General features: G+C 57.5%; 15 protein-coding genes, 2 tRNA genes and 1 other RNA gene. 14 read left to right on the top strand and 4 right to left on the bottom strand.

Going from position 1 to position 17458, the window contains the following annotated elements:
* Nucleotides 1-136: 136 nt before the first annotated feature.
* The gene (locus VN577_11280) at nt 137-1078 is read right to left on the bottom strand and encodes a ChbG/HpnK family deacetylase (GenBank protein ID HWR15401.1); all 942 of its coding nucleotides are present in this window, start codon (nt 1076-1078) and stop codon (nt 137-139) included.
* Nucleotides 1079-1121: 43 nt separating this feature from the next.
* Nucleotides 1122-1508, bottom strand: coding sequence for a response regulator (locus VN577_11275; protein ID HWR15400.1), 387 nt, complete (start codon nt 1506-1508; stop codon nt 1122-1124).
* A 225-nt stretch (nt 1509-1733) separates the two neighbouring features.
* On the opposite strand from VN577_11275, the gene VN577_11270 reads away from it, so the two are divergent.
* The 8 genes from VN577_11270 to VN577_11235 all read left to right on the top strand — a co-directional run bounded on the left by VN577_11270 (nt 1734) and on the right by VN577_11235 (nt 7031).
* Nucleotides 1734-1810 (top strand) — tRNA-Val (locus VN577_11270).
* A gap of 28 nt (nt 1811-1838) precedes the next feature.
* Nucleotides 1839-1915 (top strand) — tRNA-Asp (locus VN577_11265).
* Between the two features lie 124 nt (nt 1916-2039).
* Entirely contained in the window at nt 2040-2288 is a 249-nt protein-coding gene (locus VN577_11260; protein ID HWR15399.1) for a hypothetical protein, read from the top strand.
* Between the two features lie 85 nt (nt 2289-2373).
* Nucleotides 2374-2895: an Lrp/AsnC family transcriptional regulator gene (locus tag VN577_11255; protein ID HWR15398.1), complete on the top strand. Its 522-nt coding sequence runs from the start codon at nt 2374-2376 to the stop codon at nt 2893-2895.
* Nucleotides 2896-3006: 111 nt separating this feature from the next.
* Entirely contained in the window at nt 3007-4215 is a 1209-nt protein-coding gene (locus VN577_11250; GenBank protein HWR15397.1) for an aminotransferase class V-fold PLP-dependent enzyme, read from the top strand.
* 4 nt (nt 4216-4219) lie between these two features.
* Entirely contained in the window at nt 4220-5089 is an 870-nt protein-coding gene (locus VN577_11245) for a respiratory nitrate reductase subunit gamma (protein HWR15396.1), read from the top strand.
* Nucleotides 5086-6690 (top strand): (Fe-S)-binding protein, encoded by a 1605-nt coding sequence (locus VN577_11240; GenBank protein HWR15395.1) that lies wholly within the window; start codon nt 5086-5088, stop codon nt 6688-6690. Before VN577_11245 ends, VN577_11240 begins: the two co-directional genes overlap by 4 nt.
* Nucleotides 6681-7031, top strand: a complete 351-nt coding sequence (locus VN577_11235) for a TusE/DsrC/DsvC family sulfur relay protein (GenBank protein HWR15394.1) — start codon at nt 6681-6683, stop codon at nt 7029-7031. The genes VN577_11240 and VN577_11235 overlap by 10 nt, the downstream gene beginning before the upstream one ends.
* A gap of 75 nt (nt 7032-7106) precedes the next feature.
* On the opposite strand, the gene VN577_11230 is transcribed toward VN577_11235, so the two are convergent.
* On the bottom strand, nt 7107-8789 hold the full coding sequence (locus VN577_11230) for a 30S ribosomal protein S1 (protein HWR15393.1): 1683 nt from the start codon (nt 8787-8789) through the stop codon (nt 7107-7109).
* Between the two features lie 133 nt (nt 8790-8922).
* On the opposite strand from VN577_11230, the gene VN577_11225 reads away from it, so the two are divergent.
* The 4 genes from VN577_11225 (at nt 8923) to VN577_11210 (ending at nt 14523) form a co-directional block, all read left to right on the top strand.
* Nucleotides 8923-10380 carry an aldehyde dehydrogenase family protein gene (locus tag VN577_11225; protein ID HWR15392.1) on the top strand — a complete coding sequence of 486 codons (1458 nt, stop codon included), beginning with the start codon at nt 8923-8925 and terminating at the stop codon, nt 10378-10380.
* Nucleotides 10381-10467: 87 nt separating this feature from the next.
* On the top strand, nt 10468-11472 hold the full coding sequence (locus VN577_11220) for a radical SAM protein (GenBank protein ID HWR15391.1): 1005 nt from the start codon (nt 10468-10470) through the stop codon (nt 11470-11472).
* Between the two features lie 256 nt (nt 11473-11728).
* On the top strand, nt 11729-13159 hold the full coding sequence (locus VN577_11215) for a glutamine synthetase family protein (GenBank protein HWR15390.1): 1431 nt from the start codon (nt 11729-11731) through the stop codon (nt 13157-13159).
* A gap of 128 nt (nt 13160-13287) precedes the next feature.
* A complete protein-coding gene (locus VN577_11210) occupies nt 13288-14523 on the top strand; it encodes a PQQ-dependent sugar dehydrogenase (GenBank protein ID HWR15389.1) in 1236 nt (411 codons plus the stop codon).
* A 3-nt stretch (nt 14524-14526) separates the two neighbouring features.
* Here VN577_11210 and VN577_11205 read toward each other — a convergent pair whose 3' ends face one another.
* Nucleotides 14527-16707 carry a DUF3488 and transglutaminase-like domain-containing protein gene (locus VN577_11205; GenBank protein HWR15388.1) on the bottom strand — a complete coding sequence of 727 codons (2181 nt, stop codon included), beginning with the start codon at nt 16705-16707 and terminating at the stop codon, nt 14527-14529.
* 117 nt (nt 16708-16824) lie between these two features.
* On the opposite strand from VN577_11205, the gene ffs reads away from it, so the two are divergent.
* Together ffs and VN577_11195 are read left to right on the top strand one after the other, a co-directional pair.
* Nucleotides 16825-16923: signal recognition particle sRNA small type (gene ffs, locus VN577_11200), an RNA gene on the top strand.
* Nucleotides 16924-17016: 93 nt separating this feature from the next.
* On the top strand, nt 17017-17394 hold the full coding sequence (locus tag VN577_11195) for a hypothetical protein (GenBank protein HWR15387.1): 378 nt from the start codon (nt 17017-17019) through the stop codon (nt 17392-17394).
* The last annotated feature ends 64 nt before the right edge of the window (nt 17395-17458 follow it).

Below are 17458 nucleotides of genomic sequence, written 5' to 3'. Positions count from 1 at the left end.
GAGATGCAGAAAGGCGCCTCTCCACACATCGCGGGCCCGCAGTGGTGTCTGTGAGCCCGGGAGAGGACCAGTACCGTAAGGGGCGTTGATTGGGACTGGGTACTGGCCCTTCTGATTCATTGGACGCGAGCTGCTTTCATTGGTTAGCGACGAGGTCGCGATACGAGACAAGTTTGACTTTGTGCTCATCGAGAATTTGCTTTGCCCACGGTGAGGTCAGCAGATTGAATTCCTTCACACGCGAGTCGCGAAGGCGAGTGCGAACGTGCGACAGTTCGTCGTCGTTGTAGCCGGGATGGCAAACGAATTCCCATGTGCCTTCGGGAATGGAATCGACCACGGCGCGGAAGATGTCTTCGTTCAGGGCACCGGTACTGATGACACCAAAGCTGCCATTCGGCGTAGCCAGTCCAGCAGCTTCGGCACGGTGCCGGAAGTCGTAGTTGTATCCGCGCAGGAACGAGAAGCCGACGAAGCGCTTCCAAAGTATGGGCCGTCGGATGATATGGCTTAAAACCAAACCAGTGTTCGGCACGAAAGGATTGCGGATGGCGCGGACACCGCTGGCGCGTGCGCCACGGAAAACGGCATCGGCAACACGCGGCAACATGTGCGTGTGCTTGTGGGTGTCGATGTGGGTGACGTCGATCCCGGCGCCCTGCAATCGCTGGACTTGAGAAATGACTTCCTGCTCAATCTGGTCGGCGCGAAGCTGGCCGCGCATGCTGCGCTTCGCGATGTCGCCGAAGCCGTCGTAGAAACTGTTCCGCGGAGCCATGGTGGCGGCAACACGGCGGACTGCCCCTCGGCGAAAAACTGACGGCGGTTTTTCGGCGGGCGCGAGCAAACTGTGGACCTGTTCGGGCCGCGAAACAGGCTGGCCATCCACCAAAACAACATGGCAGCCGACGCTTAGATTGGGGTTCGTGCGTGCGAGGCGAGCAGCGTCGGCGAAGGCGCGTCCGTTCGCCATCAAGGTGGTGGAGGTCACGATGCCGCGCTGATGTGCCTCGGCGATGGCCTGATTCACTCCAGACGTTAGACCGAAATCGTCGGCGTTTACGATGAGGCGGCGCACGCCGTCAGTCTAACAGCTGGCGTCAAGTCTGGTTGTGACGAGCTTAAGCGGAGTCGCGGGCGCCCACTTCTTCTTCGCGGGCCTCCGCCTGGTCGAGGTAGAACTTGATCTTGTCGAGCAGATCAGGGAAGAGCTCTTCCTTTTGCAGGACGGTATCGACCTCTTTGCCGGCGTCGATGGGACCGTAGCCGGTGACGATGATGACCGGCACGTCGGGATACTTGTCGTGGACCTTGCGGGCGAGCTCGAGACCGTTCATGCCTTCCATGCGGAAATCGGTGACCATGAGATCGAACTTCTGGTTCTCGAACTTGTTGAGGGCGTCCTGGGCGCTGTAGGCGGAGACGGCTCGGTATCCCTGCATTTCGAGGATCTCGCAACTGAGGCGAGCGAGTACTTCGTGGTCATCGACGAACAAAATGGCTTTCATGAACGCTCCCAAACAGCGGAGGGGTTGAAGCTAGCAGCGGAGCCACCAAGCATTTACTTGGTTTCCAATTGCAGGTAAAAAGATGCCCGTCAGCAGAAGAATGAGTCGGAGTGTCGCAGTTTGATGCATGAACGGGTAAAGGTTTGACCGAAAATTGAGTGACCTGTATTATGGAACTCGGAAGCGGGAAGTTCCCCTCTGACACCCACCACGAGGGAAATCAGAGGGCGGTTAGCTCAGCTGGTTAGAGCGCCTGCCTTACAAGCAGGAGGTCGCAGGTTCGAGTCCTGCACTGCCCACCAATCACCGAAAGCTTCCATCCGCGAAAGCGGGGTCGTAGTTCAGTTGGTTAGAACGCTGCCCTGTCACGGCAGAGGCCGCGGGTTCGAGTCCCGTCGACCCCGCCATTAAGTTTCAACAACTTACTGGCAAAAGTTAAGGTAAACTGCAAGCTGGGCGTAGAGCCCTGTCCTGCCGTTGCTCCATTCCTCACAGCAAAGCTGACCGCCCAAATCCTATAATCGCGCTGCTATGGAAGATAGAGTTCTTTTCGCGCTGATTTGGCGTTTAGCGATGCGGGAACACGAGATGCTGCACGCTGTGCTTCCTATTGCTCAGGAGATGGGCGCTTGTCTTCGTGACAACGTGAAACCGGATCCCGAACTGTTGGATCGGTGGGTTGCTGTTGAGAAGGAAGTCCATCGAAATTTCGGGCAGCTTACGGAACAGATTGCCGGAATCCAACAGATGGTGAGTAAGTTGCCATATAACCTCGCCTAACTTCCAGGCGCCGGATAAGTCTGCTGGTTTCGGGTACCCACAGGCACGTGCACTACAATTCCTAAAACTTCTAACAGGTGCCCTCATGCAACGTAGCCGGGAGCATTTACTCGACCAGATCGGGTGGAACATTCTTCAGGAACTGCAACAGAACGCTCGCATCCCGTTCGCGGAACTGGGTCGGCGCGTGGGTCTTTCGACGCCGGCGGTTGCTGAGCGGGTGCGCAATATGGAGGATGCCGGCATCATTCTGGGATACCGGACGGAAGTGGATCCGATGGCGTGCGGCTACAACGTAAAGGCATTCATTCGCGTGAACGTGGCCGGCGACAAATTGCAGCACTTCGTGGAACTGGCGAAGTCGCGCCCGGAGGTGCTGGAATGCCACCGCGTGACCGGCGCGGAGTCGTTCATCGTAAAGATGGCAGTCGCAGACATGGAGCATTTGGAACGCGCCATCGATTCGCTGATGCCCTATGTGGCGACGACGACGTCGATGATCCTTTCATCGGCGATCACCTGGGGGCCGGTGCAGCCGCGAGTGCAGGCAGAGCCCTTGCCGGAACCACGAAAGAAAGTGGCTTCGAGCGCGACGAAAAAGTCTTAAGGCCAATGGCTCAGATTTCCATCAATCTGAAGGCGATCTGTCTCCAATACCTATCAACCTCGCTGTACCTTCACCCGCCATGCGCCATACGATTTTCGCGAGGCGCAACTGATGGACGGAAAGCTTATTTATCTGGATAACGCGGCAACGGTTTGGCCGAAGCCCGAGATTGTTTACGACTTCATGATGAAGTTTTACCGCGAAACCGGAGTGAATCCGGGACGTAGCGGCTTCGACCTGGCCATTGAGGCCGGTTCACTTCTGGATAAACTCCGCAAGCGGCTGACGAAATTATTCGGCGGCGACCTGGATGCTCCCGAGCGCGTGTGCTTCGGTTACAACGCGACCGACGCGCTGAACCTGATCATCTTCGGCCTGCTGCGGCCTGGCGACCACGTGATCACCACCTGCCTTGAGCACAACTCGGTGATCCGTCCCATCAATCACCTGGTTCGCGACAGCAATGTGCAAGCCACCTACGTTCGTTTCAACGCGCAGGGGTTCGTTGAACCTGAGGCAATCCTGCATGCAATCCGGCCCAACACGCGACTCGTGATCATGAATCATGGTTCGAACGTTCTCGGTACGGTTCAGCCGGTGAAAGAAGTGGGCAAGATCTGCCGTGAGCACGGCATCTACTTTGCGATTGATACAGCCCAGACTGCCGGCGTCATCCCCATCAACATGCAGGAAATGAACATCGATGTGTTGGCCTTCACCGGACACAAAGGATTGATGGGAACCACGGGTATCGGCGGATTGTGTGTTCGCAAGCACGTGGAATTGAAGCAGACGCGAGGAGGCGGAACTGGTGTGCGCTCTGCGTATCCGTATCACCTGGAGGAGTACCCGTGGCGCATGGAGTTCGGCACTCCGAATATGGTGGGTGTCGCGTCTCTGTGGGCAGGGCAGGATTGGCTCGATGAGCATGGAGTACAGCAGACGCATGCGCGCGAGATGAGGCTTGCTCAACGCCTGGTGGACGGCTTAAAGCCAATCGACGGCGTAAAGATCTACTGCTGCGGCAGCCTTGAAAACCATCTGTCCACAATCACGATGAACGTCGAGGGACTCGAGGCAGGCGACGTAGGCACCATGCTGGACGTGGATCACAACGTTGCGACGCGCACCGGCTTGCACTGCGCTCCACTTGTCCACGAACAGCTCGGAACGGTTCCACTTCACGGTGGAGTGCGGTTCTCCATCGGTGCCTTCAACACCGAGTCGGATATCGACGCTGCTATAGAAGGCGTGAAGCAGATCGCGAAGTGGGCAAAGGAACGGCGGGCGAAGAAGTCCACCGTGATGGCGAACGCGTAGCGACATGGCGGCACTGCTATACATTTCGCTATACGCCAGTCTGCTGCTGTTCGTCATAGGCTGCGTAAAGCGCGCGCACGAATACTCGCGGTTCCCGATGCACCTGCGCTGGGAACTGTATCCAGTTCCTCACGAAGACCCTGTACGCGCCGCATATGGCGGATCGTATTTCGAAGAAAGCGAGTGGTGGACGAAGTCTCGGCGCCGCAACCGGGTCGGCGAACTTCGGACGATGGTGGTCGAGATAATTCTGCTCGACACGGTTCGAAAAGCGAAACCCGACCTCTGGTGGCGGTCCCTTGTTTTTCACGGCGGAATCTTCGGTGTCGTGTTCGCGTTTCTATTGCAGGTGGTCGGCCTGGCAGTCCCGGCGGCCGTATGGATAAGCCGAGTCTCCCTGGCGCTTTGCATTATTGGGTCCGCGGCGTTGCTATCACGTCGCTGGTTCGACCGCGAACTGAAGAACTCAACGAATCCTGCTCACGCTATTCACCTCGTACTCATCATCTTTGCGGCGTCGTTGCTCTTGATCGGAAGCTTTCAGGCAGCAGTACCTTCAGTCCGCGACTTTGTTAGGGCGGCCCTGTTCTTCAATACAGATTTAGCCCTCCCCGCAACCCTGACGGTCGGGCTGTTTCTTTGTTGTGCGCTTCTGGCGTATATCCCGTTTTCTGCCATGGCCCATTTCATTGGTAAGTACTTCGGGTATCACTCGGTGCGATGGGATGACGAGCCGAATCGAGGCGAAAAGCTGGTGCGGCCGATTGCCCAGAACTTGTCATATCGGCCTACGTGGTCGGCCGGGCATATGCACGCGGGGAAGACCTGGGCAGAAATTGCGGCTGGCGCTCCCGAGGGCGAGGTGCAGAAGTGAGCGAATTTGTTCACCTCCAGGACTTGGGCCAGACTTCGGACAAGCCGCTGCTGAACCTGACGGAGCCCGATCTTTCGCCTTTGCCGAAAGCGTTCACGGAGTCGCTGGAGCCGATGTGGAAGCCGGTGAGCGACAACGTACGCCAGAGCTGCGAATGCGGACTTGATGACACTTGTGCTCTGAATCTTCCGAAACCGAAGTCGCGCGAAGAAGAATCGGAACTGGTCGAAAGATTTATCAACGGGCTGAAGAAGCTTTTTGAGGCGAACAACAACTGGACTTTCCTGCAACCGCTGTTGCTCACCATGGAGCAGTGTGTGGGATGTCAGACGTGCGCCGATGCTTGCCACGTCTTCGAAGCCAGCGGACGTGCGGAAATCTATCGCCCGACCTTCCGCAGCGAGATCCTTCGGCGTGCCTACTTCAAGCACGTGAAAGGTGGCGGCCTGATTTCGCGGCTGCAGCACGGCGACATCGAGCTCAACTGGCCGATGATTGCGAGACTGGCAGAGCTGGCCTATCGCTGTAACCTTTGCCGTCGGTGTGCACAGAGCTGTCCGATGGGTGCCGACAACGGACTGGTTACGCGCGAGTTGCGCAAGCTTTTCAGCCAGGAGATGGGCATCGCGCCGAAGGAACTGCATGAGCGCGGATCGATGGTTCAACTGGCTAAAGGTTCTTCAACTGGCATGACCGCCCGCACGGTTCGCGACAACATCGAGTTCATCGATGAAGATATTTCAGAGAAGACGGGCATCAACGTCGAGACGCCTTGGGATGTAGAAGGTGCCGATGTCCTGCTGATCCACAACGCAGGTGAAATTCTTGCTTGGCCGGAGAATCCGGGTGCCTTTGCGCTCATCTTGAACGCTGCCGGGATCAAGTGGACCATGTCCTCCGAAATCGCCGGGTACGACTCTGTCAATTACGGTGCATGGTACGACGACGCACAATTCGCTCGCGTCGCGCTTCACCATGTTGAAGCGGCGCGCAGGCTGAAGGTAAAGAAGATCGTCATCGGCGAATGCGGGCACGCGCACAAAGCGTTGGCTGTGGTTGGCGATCGGTTGTTGCTGGGCGAGCACAACATTCCGCGAGAAAGCTCCATGACGCTGTTGCGCGACATTGTCCTGAGCGGCAAGCTCGACCTCGATCCGACGCGCAACAATTTCCCGATCACGCTTCACGATCCCTGCAACCTTGTTCGCCTGATGGGCGTGGTCCAGCCGCAACGGGAGATCCTTCGCGCCATCGCGCCCCGCTTCCGCGAGATGACGCCACACGGCGTCGACAATTACTGCTGCGGCGGCGGAAGCGGATTTGCCATCATGTCGCCCAACAACTTCGGCGACTGGCGCGCCAATATTTCAGGTCGCAAGAAGCTTGAGCAAATCTTCAATGCTTTTTCCGATTGTCTGGCGTCGGAGGACCCGAAGTACGTCTGCGCGCCATGCAGCAACTGCAAAGGACAAATCCGCGATCTTTTCGTCTATCACGAGGTCTGGAAGCGCCACCACATCGGTTACGGCGGCCTTGCGGAACTAATCGTCAACGCGATGCGTAACGTCAAACCAGGTTTTGTGGATTGGGAATGGCATTAACAACAAATCAAGGAGAAGGTGTTTTGCCTGTACAGGAGATCAACGGAAAGAAGTACGAAGTGGATGAAGACGGATTCCTGCAGAGTCCGGCGATCTGGAACCGCGAAGTGGCGCTCGACTTTGCGACCACCGAAGGCCTGAAGGACCTGAGCGACGGCCATTGGGCGATCGTGAACTATATCCGCGAATACTGGCAGCAGAACGATATCGCACCGATGATCCGCCGCATCTGCAAGGACACCGGTTTCAAGCTGAGCGATATCTACGACATGTTCCCGTCTGGTCCCGCCAAGGGTGCCTGCAAGGTGGCAGGCCTGCCTAAGCCAACGGGGTGTGTGTAGACGAAGAGCAAAGTGGAGCCCGGCGAGGAAGCTTGCGCGCTTCTAATCGTCGCGGCTCCACCTCACTAGATGGACCTACGCGAATTCCACTTCCACTCGTTTGTTTTCGGCATCGAGTTTCGCGATCTTGAAACTGCGAATCTGTCCCGCCTGTGGAGGCTCCGGCTGGGAAGCGCCGGCACCAGCACCTTTCCACTTCGCCTGCAACATTGAACTGAGGGAAGACAGGTCTGCCTTTCCAACGCTTGCCGCTTGTGCGGGTTTCGCAAGATTTTCCGGAACTCGACCCATGGCATGAATACCCTCGCCCAATTCCACCCGTGCTTCGCGACCGGAGATGTCAAGAATTCGTCCCGTGACGGAATCGCCGACGCGATGCTCGGCGATGTATTCGTCCAGGCTGGTCGGGACCAGTTGCTTCATGCTGAGTCGAATGGTGCGCTTTTCGGTGTCGAGCGAAACAACCTGCGCCTTCACGATTTCGCCGACTTTCATCACATCCTGCGGATGATTGATACGTTTCTCGGCGCTGATCTCGCTGACGTGGATCATGCCTTCGACGCCCTCCGCCAGTTGCACAAAGGCCCCGAATTTCGCGATGCTCGTCACCGGTCCTTGCACGACGCTTCCGGCAGGGAACTTGCGTGACGCATCGGCCCACGGATCGCCCAACGTTTGCTTCAATCCGAGCGACATGCGCCGTTCGGCTTCGCTCACGCCGAGCACGACTGCCTCAAGGTTCTCTCCGGGTTTCAAGATGTCGGAGGGCTTGCGAACCTTCTTCGACCAGGACATTTCCGACAGGTGAACCAGGCCTTCCACGCCGGGCTCAAGTTCGACAAACGCGCCGAACTCGACGACGCGGGTTACTGTGCCGCGCACGCGGTCTCCAACTTTGTACTTCTGAGCGATCGCATCCCACGGATGTTCCTGAAGCTGCTTCATGCCGACGGAGATGCGGCGCTTTTCGGTGTCGACTTTCAGAACTCGTACTTCCACCTGTTGTCCCACGCTGAGCACATCTGACGGCTTGCCAACGCGTCCCCAAGCCAGGTCAGCGACGTGCAGCAATGCGTCTACTCCGCCGATGTCTACGAAGGCACCGTAATCGGTGAGGCTGCGAACTTCTCCCTGGACCACGTCGCCTTCCTTTAACTCCGAATAGCGGCGCGCTTTAACTTCCTTTTCTTCTTCTTCCAGAACCACGCGACGATCGACCACCACATCTTCATCGGCAACATCGAGCTTGATAATGCGGCAGCGGATTTCCTGCTCGACCATCTTCTCCATCTCGGCAGCGTCGCCGCGAACGCCGCTCCGCGAGGCCGGCATAAATGCGCGTACGCCGATGTCGACGCTAAGTCCGCCCTTCACAACCCCTGTCACGGTGCCGATGATGGTGGCTTTTTCAGCAAAGGCACGTTCCAGCGCGGTCCAATCCTTCGGCCGGGCGACCTTGAAACGGGTGAGTTCGTAATAGCCCTCGGGGTCGCGTCCTTTGATGGTGACGGGAATCTTGTCGCCGGGTTTCAACTCTTCTCCGGCGGAGAGTGCGGATATCGGGAGAATGCCTTCCGTTTTGTAGCCGATGTCGAGGTACACGGATTCGGCGGAAACGGCGATCACCGTACCTTCGAGCTGTCGCTGGCCATCCTCGGTCTTCTTTCGGGCATGGCTCTTTTCAAATTGCGAAAGGATGTCTTTGAATGATTCCGTTGTTTCTGGCGTGGGCTGTTCTGGATGATCAGGATTAGACATGATGATGATTTGAACTGGGGAATTTATGCTCGTCTAGAATAGCACCCGCGCCCGGCGGTTATCACACTACAGGCGGGTAAATTGATTTAGTCTGGAGAAGCAATCATTTCATTCGAGACTGCTGAGGATGATCATGAGCCAGGTTTACAGGAACTACATTAACGGTCAGTGGGTCGAGTGCGGTTCGAAAAAGACTTTCCCGGATTTGAATCCAGCAAACACCGACGAAGTGGTGGCGCATTTCCAGGCCTCCGGTCCGGAGGAAGTGCGTGCTGCCTGTGATGCAGCCGTGAAAGCCAGGAAAGCTTGGGCGGAGATGCCCGCACCACGCCGTGGCGAGTACCTGTTCAAGGCTGCCGAGTTGCTGGAGGCTGATATCGACAAGATTTCGGCTGACATGACGCGCGAAGAAGGGAAGACTCTTCCCGAAGCTAAGGGTGAAGTTAAGCGCGCCATCAATATCTTTCGTTATTTCGGCGGAGAAGGCGCGCGGCAGTTCTCGTACCAGATCCCTTCCGAGCGGGAAAACGTCTTCTGCTTTACCATCCGCAAGCCGCTTGGCGTAGTGGCTCTCATCACGCCGTGGAATTTTCCGATTGCAATCCCCGCGTGGAAGATGGCGCCGGCATTGGTCGGCGGCAACACCGTTGTCATCAAGCCGGCGTCGCAGGCGCCGCTCAGCGCCTGGCACCTGGTGGATGCGCTCCATCGCGCAGGACTTCCCGCAGGCGTGTTGAACTACGTAACCGGCAGTGGCGGCACCGTTGGAAACCCATTGCTTGAGAACGAGGCGGTACGTGCGGTGTCGTTTACCGGATCGTGTCAGGTGGGCGCGGGCGTGCACGAGATCGCATATCGCCGCCGCATCCGCGTGCAGTTGGAAATGGGCGGCAAAAATCCAACCGTTGTCCTCAAAGACTCGGACCTCGATTACGCCGCGGATATCGTGGTGAACGGCGCCTTCTTCTCCACCGGACAGAAGTGCACTGCCACCAGCCGCGCGATTGTCGAGAAGGCGATCTACGAACCCTTCCTCGAGAAGCTCATTGCGAAAACTCGCGCGCTGAAAGTCGGCAACGGCATGGAGGCGGGTATCCACATCGGACCGGCCGTGGATTCCGGACAGCTCGAGACGAACCTGAAGTATGTCCAGGTCGCACTCGAAGATGGCGCGAGGCTAGCCTTCGGTGGCAAGCGCCTGACCGGTGGCATCTACGACAAGGGCTACTTCATGGAGCCCGCCATCTTCACTGGTGTTACTCCGAATATGCGAATAGCCCAGGAAGAGGTCTTCGGGCCTGTTCTGGCCGTAATGGTGGCGGAAGATTTCGGCGATGCCATGCGCATTGCCAACTCGGTGCCGTTCGGACTTTCGGCGGCGGTGGTGTCGCGCGACCTGACGCGAGTCCACCAGTTCATCAACGGGATCGAAGCTGGCCTGATTACCGTCAACCTGCCCAGCGCCGGAGTTGAATACCAGTTGCCATTCGGCGGAACCAAGGAATCGAGCTTCGGCATGAGGGAACAGGGCCCGGCGGCGCTTGATTTCTATACCGAGACGCGGACCGTTTACCTGAAGCACAACCAGTAACGAAGACAGGGGTGTCACGCTGATTACCCAGCCACCTGTGACCAGCGTCACACCCCTAAGTCAGTCCAGCCTTTAACCTGCTGTGTTATGCGTAAGGTTCCTTTTGTCGATTCGTTGCGGATCATCGCTCGTGGTTCGGCCAACTGGCCCGCCGGACGTCCCATCGTCGTCTCCTTCGAAGTCACCGATGCCTGCACCTGCTACTGCAAGCATTGCGATCATGGCGGCCCGCGCGACGAATCCAAAAACCTCAAGCCTGCCGACTACCGCCGCTACATGGAAGCGCTGCGTCCCTGCGTGGTCCAGGTTTCGGGCGGGGAACCGCTCATGCGCGAAGACGTGGTGGAGATTGTCAGGAATATTAAGGCCGGATCTACCGTTCCATATCTGATCCTGGTCTCGAACTGGTCGCACATGACGGAGCAGAAGTACCTGGATTTGCGCGCCGCAGGCGTGGATCAGTTCTCCGTCAGTCTCGATTTTCCGGATGATCGTCACGATACCTTCCGCGGATATCCCGGCCTATATGCGCAGCTCGAATCCCTCGTCCCGCGCCTTGCTGCCATAGGGCATGACGACATCGTGTTGAACTCCTGCATCCATGCGGAGAACGTGGCAGAGATCAACCGTCTGGGGGACAAGGCCAAAGAGTGGGGCGTGAACATCTGTTACAGCTCCTATTCAGCCCGGCGCACCGGATGCCGCGACTATTCGCTCACTTCGCCGGAACAACTCGCTCTGCTCAATTCCGAACTCGACAAGGTCGAGGCTCGGCGCGACGACACCAACTGGATCGTCAACGCTCCCAGCACCCTTCAAGCGACTCGCCAGTTCTTCCGCGACGGCAAAATGCCCGGATGCAAAGCCGGACACCGTTTCCTCGTTGTGACCAGTGACGGGTGGCTCCAACCGTGCTCGATGGTGTTCCAGCGGTTCCGTCTGGAAGAGCACGCACGCATGGTGGATGAATTCACGAAGACGAACACCTGCGACGAGTGTTATGTATCGATCCGCTCATACCTGGATAAAACATTCCCGCAATTACTTTGGGAAAACGTGAGCGGATTCCTTTCGATTAAGGCCAGTTCATAGGCCTTATCAGAGCGAAGCCGGGCCGCTACAATCACCCGCGGATGGCTTCATTGTGCGTCGGTACAACTGGCGCAGATGGCTGGGACAATCGCTCTGGGTGTTTGCGGCGAGAGCATTCCCATTTCGGCCATAAATTCCTTAAATATCCCTCATCACGGTTTTCAATTAGCCCTCCGCCGACCGCTAAGCGTAGTCTGGTACTCACACCAGCAATTCTTAATTGAAATTGGGGGTGGTAATCCCATCGAGGAGAGGCATGTTCACAGAACTTCGTAATTTCCTGGCGATTCCATACGACGAACTGGAAGAGCTGAATCTGCAGGCGAAAAAGGAGCGGAAAGACCGCGTCCCGATGCACCACCTGCAGGAGCAGCGCCTCAAGTACCTGGCAGACGAGAAGCGGATCAAGGCCGTGACCGTGCTGTTCAGCGACCTGGAAGGCCGCTTGCACATGCTCGACTACGACAAGAAATTCCTGCTGAAGAGCTATGACAACCTTACGTTCGATGGGTCTTCCATCCGCGGGTTCACGGCACAGCGGGAAAGTGACCTTCGCCTCGGCATCGACTGGAGCGCGTTCTACTGGGCGCCTGCCGATATCTTTGGACCCGGCAAAGTGCTGGTGTTCGGCGAAGTGACCGACAAGGACGGTTCACCGTATAGCGCCGACATGCGCAGCGTCCTCAAGCGGTTCGCGGAAGATCTGCATAAAAAGCAAGGCTACACACTCAACGCAGCGAATGAGATTGAGGGCTTCCTCTTCAAGGGCATCGACGCAGAGCGTCATTTTCACGAGACGACGAAGTTCGAATACGTGAACACCGGCGGATACTATCACTCGGTTCCGGGTGATCCGCTCCGCACCTTTATCGACGGAACGGCGGAAGTGCAGCGCGCCATGGGTTTCGAGAACGAGAAGGATCATCCGGAAGTCGCGCCTTCGCAGTTCGAAATCAACTACGCCTACAGCGAAGTGGTCGCCGCCGCGGATCAGATTCAGCTCTACAAGTTGGTCTGCCGCCAGATCGCGACCAAGATGGAATTGACGGCATGTTTTCTGCCGAAGCCGGTGGTCGGCGTAAACGGCAGCGGCATGCACACAAACGTCTCGATCAGCCAGAATGGCAAGAACCTCTTCTGGGATCCCAAAGGCGAGGAAAAGCTCAGCAAGTTTGGCTGGTCCTTCGTCGACAAGATCCTGACCAGCGCGAATGACATTTGCCTGGTGCTGAATGCCAGCGTCAATGCCTATCGTCGTCTTGACCCGCACTTTGAAGCTCCGAACCAGATCAAGGCATCGGCCGTGGACCGCGGGTCCATGGTGCGTATCCCGATCGGGAATGAGAAGAGCATGCGCGTGGAAGTCCGGTCGGTAGGCCCGGATGCAAACCCGTACATGGTGCTTTACTCGATCTTCCGGTCAGGCATCGACGGTGACACATCGAAGATCAAGAACCTGCGTCAGGCTGAGCGCTATCTGCCGGACAACATCTATCCGGCGATGGAAGCTTTCCGTAATTCCGCATGGGTGAACAAGCTGTTCGGCGAAGACGTGAAGGGCCGATACGCGGACCTGAAACAGGCTTCCGCCGACCGCTGCCCGCGCCTCTTGGGCACATTCGTGAAAGCGCCAGAGGTTCAGTACCATCACTACGTTTACAACCAGTATCTCTGGAACCGGTTTTAAAAAGCAGAGTGGGCGGGCAGTATTGCCCGCCCGCTTACCTTCCGAGTCTCACATAAATCCAGAGTTAAAGCTGGCTTAAGGGCAGAATACTGCGGATAAGCCTGCATCTTTACGTGCAGGTGAATTCCATGTATGTGCGGGTAAGTACCTTTCTCCTTCTTCTCTCGTTGTGTGTCTTCACAGCGTGCGGCGGCAGCAACAACTCGTCGGCTAACAACGGCAACAACCCGGGTACCAGCAATGGCGGAGGCGCCAATCCCGGCGGCAGTAACACTGGTGGCAACAACACCGGCGGTGGCAGTAACAGCGGGTCTGGTGTTGCTCCTGCTACCGAAGCACAGCTCACCATCGAAACGGTGGCACAGAACCTCCAGGAACCGTGGTCGCTTGCATTCGCCCCAGATGGAAGACTCTTCTTCACGGAAGCGCCCGGGCGGTTGCGAGTAGTTACGAACGGAAATCTCCAGGCAGAACCGGTTATCGATTTGACCGCGAATAATGCTGGCTTTCAGGGCGGACTGACCGGCATGGATCTCGACCGCAATTTCGCGTCGAACGGTTACATCTACGCTCATTACTGCACCACCGACAACAAGTGCCATCTGGTACGCATCGTCGCCAGCGGTGACTCGCCGACCACTGGGCGGCTCGATAAAGTTCTTCTGGATTATCCCGTGGCCGGTTTCGATCACACCGGAGGTCGCGTCAAGGTCGGTCCCGATAATCTGCTGTATCTGAGTACGGGCGATCACCGCCAGAACGCGTCGGCACAAGATCCCGCTTCATGGGACGGCAAGATTCTGCGCCTGAACCTCGACGGGACTCCGGCTTCGAATCCGTTCCCCCAGAATCCGTATGTATACGCGCTCGGGCTTCGCGATCCGCAGGGACTCGCGTTCAATGCCTTCGGCACTCTGTATGCGACGGACCACGGGCCAGAAGCGAATGACGAGGTTGACGTCATCACCGCAGGCGCGAACTTCGGGTGGCCGACGTGCATCGGGAGCTGCAACAATCCGAGCTTTGTCGATCCTGCCGTGAACCTCTCTCCGAACCAGCCTTCAATGCCGCCTTCAGGAGCGACTTTCTATTCGGGTTCAACGATCCCCGGCTGGAACGGCACGTTGTTGATTGCGATTCTTGGCCTCGATGACAATCCAAGCGCGCGTCATCTGCACCAGATCGTCTTCGACTCGTCCGGGAAGGTAGCGAGCCAACAGGCGTTGTTCGTCAATAAGTTCGGCAGGTTGCGCGACGTGGTTCAGGGGCCCGACGGCTTTGTTTACATCTCCACGAGCAATTACAAGCAAAGCAATCTCGCGGCGCCGGACGATGACCGCATCTTGCGCGTGAGGCCGAAATAGCAGCTAGCGCTTGATCTCTTCGTAAATGGAGGGAAGCTGCTCGGCATCGGTTGCGGAATGCCCAAACCGCGCGCGCTCGTAGTGCTCGGTAAATTTCGCAACCGATGCCCGCAGACTGTGTTCCGGAATCGTCTTCACAAACTCACTCGGAGTCTGAGTCGCGGGCTTGAGGTAGCCTCGACGCGCCACCGTCTTTAGCATTCGCGAATACCAGATGCTTGCGGCTGCCTGCGGTGACCGTCCGGGTCGTCGAGCAATACCAACTTGTTTCAATGTCCGAACCAGCCATCTCGAGTTCCACAACAGGAAGCCACCGACGACGACCAGCACCGCTAGCGCGGCCCATCCGCGGGGATCGTGACTGATCCGCACGGAGATTCCTCGTGCGTCATTAATCAGAGCCCGGTATTTCGCCCGAATCCAACGGCGAAAGTCGAACGCCGTACGTTGTGCTTTGGTTACCGTGGTGACGGTGAGTTCGCGTTGATGACTGAAGTCGTAGTTGATGACCCATTCACGCCAGAACGACTGCGCGGCGTCGAAGTAAAGGCGCAAGCGGCTGAACGTCGTAGGCGCGCCGAGAGTGTCCGCTGGTGTTGGGTCGAAGGAAATCCATCCGGCCTTCGTCGAATAGACCTCCACCCAGGTATGCGCGTTTTTCGCACGGACGATATAGCTCCCCGTGATGTCATTCAGTTCGCCATTCCGAAAGCCGTTTACGAGTCGCGAGGGTATTCCAATCGAGCGCAACATCACTGCCATGGCGGACGCGAAGTACTCGCAGTGTCCCCGCTTGCGTTCGAAAAGGAAGTGCGCGATGGGGTCCTTCGGAACCGCTTCGGGAAGCTGCAGAGTGTACGTAAAATTCTCGCGCAGATACTGCTCGATGGCCGCGGCTTTCTCCGTGTCCGAGCGAAGCCCCGCCGTAACCTGCCGCGCCAACTCCCGAACGCGTGGATCCACGGCCGGCAGTTGCAGGTACATCATGGTCACGTCGTTCGGGTAAGGACCGTTACCGGAAACCGCGGCCGGATCTAGTTCAGAAACCTGCGAAACAGCTTCGTAGCTCTCGGTCATGCGGCTGCGGTCGGTGTTCGTGATCGAACCTGCCTGGTCGATCCCGATTTCCCGAAAGCGTCCGCCAACCTCAACCGGCACAGGCGCAAGGAACAACACGTTTGTGCCAATCGGTTCCATGATCACCCGGTAACGCAGCAAACGGATGTGCCGCGGGTTCTCGGTCAGCGACGGCAGATTGCCGTTTCGCACCTGAATAGCCCGCATCGCATATCGCCCGGAAGGGGAGTCGTACGACTCCATTGCGTTTGCCTGATTGGTCCAGGTTCGTCCGTCGAAAACGGTCAGCGCAACACCTCGCCATTTCAAGTCGCGCGGAGGCGTACCGTAGATGTCCACGTGCATCACCACCTGGTCCGTCTGCTGGATTCGGCCGATGGCGCCGAGATTTACCTGGTCTCCGAAGCCGGTAACGAAGTCGCTCTTTGGGGCGTATGCGCTCAGATATCCGGCAGAGAACCGGGGAAGCACGAAGAAGAACCCGGCGGATGCGATCAGTATCCCCAGCACAATCAATCCGCCGCTGGACGCGAGCGACGCCCACAAGCGCTGGTCGCCTTTCGCAGTGGGAGGCGTGCTTCCACGGTGCCGCGCCTTCGAGAGCGACCGACGTATTTCCATGCTCACGAACGTGTTCACTGCAAGCAGGACAAACACGCAGAATGCGCCAAGGAAAGCGGTATCAACGGTGAGAACCGAAGCGGCCAGTACCGCCAGGAATGACAACAGCGCCAGATATACGTGATCGCGTTCGCGCTGCACCGAGAACAGTTTCACCACCATCGAGAACAGCACCAGGTGAACGCTCGCGGTTACGTAACTGCCCGAGATGACGAAGAGATCTACAACGAAGACAAGAACGTAAATGAGCGTGAAGTACGTGGTCCATCGTTCCGGGATCTTCAGTTCGGTTTTTCGCAGCAGCAGAAACCCGCGGAACAGGATGGCAAGCGTCACGACCAGTATGGAGAGGAAATCCAGGCGCCCGGTAGCGATCAGCGTCAGAAAACCGGTGGCGATCAGCAGGTAAAGCGAAACCTGAAAGTAGCGCTCCACCGCCATGTTGACGGTTGGAACCGGTCGACCCAATTGGGCGGAAGACGCCACCAGCACATTATCTATTGATTGAACGTGGCGGTCACGCTTTTCGGCGTAGTGCTCGTGTTGCGCCGATCCACGCCGGGCCTTACATCATCTGCGGCATGCTATATTTGAAAGTGTCGGGCATCGGTCCCACGCGAAGCATTCTCGCCAACCCCGCCAGGTCCGGAAGGAAGCAACGGTAACGAGCTCTTGCTTGTGCAGTGGGGTAGCCGGTGCCCGGCTATTTTTGTGTCCGCCAGCCTGGGCAACTCGTCCCTGTGTCCTTGAATTTGCGGAGAATGCGGAGCCATAATCCCGCCTGGGAGAAAAGCTATGCGGCTCCTGCCTGTGGTCCTCTCGCTCGCCTTTGCGCTACCCCTTGCGGCACAGAACGCCAACCCCGAAACCAAAAATACTGCGAGAACCGAGATGGCCGAGCTGCGCCTGCCTCAATTTCGACAGCGCCAGTTCACCTTGCCGCCTCAGGGGCTTCTCAGAAAGCACCTTCGTCTTCGCTCCGGTAGTGCGGGGCCCGGAACCCCTCTTGGCGGCAACGACACCTGTTACACCATGAACAGCATCGTCGTTAAGCGCCGCAGCCGTACTTCGGACGAAACCCGCACCGCGGGCCAACGGACTTGCACGGCAGCTTCGAATTTCCGCTTCCTCGATGTTGCACCCGATGTTTCAACCGAAGACGCGAAACCCTAGACTGAACGCCTTATCCATCAAAGTTACGCTTATACAATCCGGCACTCCTGTTCATACTTCATAG

It is taken from the genome of Terriglobales bacterium, assembly GCA_035561515.1.
GTDB lineage: Bacteria > Acidobacteriota > Terriglobia > Terriglobales > Acidobacteriaceae > DATMXP01.
Note: the sequence above shows the minus strand (reverse complement) of the source record. Positions and strands in the feature narration are given on the sequence as shown.